Source organism: Mesorhizobium sp. M7A.F.Ca.CA.001.08.2.1 (assembly GCF_003998455.1).
In the GTDB taxonomy this organism is placed as follows: Bacteria; Pseudomonadota; Alphaproteobacteria; order Rhizobiales; family Rhizobiaceae; genus Mesorhizobium; species Mesorhizobium ciceri.
This window is the reverse complement of sequence record NZ_RZPW01001185.1, coordinates 1-1,176: the sequence shown is the minus strand read 5'-3', so window position 1 is coordinate 1,176 and position 1,176 is coordinate 1. Positions and strand designations below refer to the sequence as shown.

General features: G+C 64.4%; 2 protein-coding genes. Both read left to right on the top strand.

What is annotated here, in order from left to right; all coding sequences use genetic code 11:
- Window positions 1-17 precede the first annotated feature (17 nt).
- Window positions 18-752 (top strand): 4Fe-4S dicluster domain-containing protein, encoded by a 735-nt coding sequence (locus EN914_RS36040; protein WP_024503180.1) that lies wholly within the window; start codon window positions 18-20, stop codon window positions 750-752.
- A 3-nt stretch (window positions 753-755) separates the two neighbouring features.
- The coding region (locus EN914_RS36035; protein ID WP_164779197.1) for a DmsC/YnfH family molybdoenzyme membrane anchor subunit at window positions 756-1,176 on the top strand (421 nt) is incomplete at its 3' end.

Sequence of the window (1,176 nt, the reverse complement as noted above, 5' to 3'; positions counted from 1 at the left end):
GCGAGAGAGGCGACCAAATGACCTGTCTGCCAAGTCAAAGCGACAAGAAACTCGGCCTTGTGATCGACCTCGATACCTGCGTCGGCTGCCAGGCCTGTGTCACCGCCTGCAAGGAATGGAACACCGGCGGCCACATGGCGCCGCTGACCGACATCGATCCCTATGGCGGCCATGTCGACGGCGTCTGGTTCAACCGCGTGCACAGCTATGAGCACACCACCGAGATGGGCGGACGGACGGTGAACTTCCCGCGCTCCTGCCTGCATTGCGAGACGCCGGCCTGCGTCACCGTCTGCCCGACTGGCGCCTCCTACAAGCGGGCTTCGGACGGCATCGTGCTGATCGACGAGGACAAGTGCATCGGCTGCAAATTGTGCAGTTGGGCCTGTCCTTATGGAGCACGCGAATTCGACACCGATGTCGGGGTGATGAAGAAATGCACGCTGTGTGTCGACCGCATCTACAATGACAATCTGGCCGAAGAAGACCGCGTGCCGGCCTGCGTCGCCGCCTGCCCGACCAGTGCCCGGCATTTCGGCGATCTCGGCGATCCCCTGTCGGCTGTTTCGCAACTGGTGGCGGAGCGTGGCGGCGTCGACCTGATGCCTGAGCTCGGCTATCGCCCGACCAACAAATATTTGCCGCCGCGCGCCCACACCGCGCGCGCCGCATCGGTGGCCGCGCCGGCATTGGAACCGGTGCGGGCCGACGGCGGTTTCCTCGGCTGGGTCGACCGCATGCTTTCGAACTGACCCATGCATCCAGCCTTCTCCGTCGTCTTCTTCACCACTGCCACCGGCGCGGGCTACGGCCTGCTCGCGCTGCTGGGCACGCTCGGAGGCTTCCAGATCATCCCACCCGATTTCTGGCTGGGCTTCATCGGCATGGGCCTGGCGCTCGGCCTGATCGTGGCCGGCCTGTTGTCATCGACCGGCCACCTCGGCAGACCCGAACGCGCCTGGCGGGCGTTCTCACAATGGCGCAGTTCATGGCTGTCGCGCGAAGGTGTTGCCTCGGTCATCACCTTCATTCCGGCGGGACTGTTCGGCATCGGTTGGATATTCTTCGGCAAGACCGATGGCTGGGTCGGCATCGCCGGATCTCTGGCCGCCATCGGCGCAATCATCACCGTCTGCACCACCGGCATGATCTATGCGTCGCTGAAACCGATCGCCC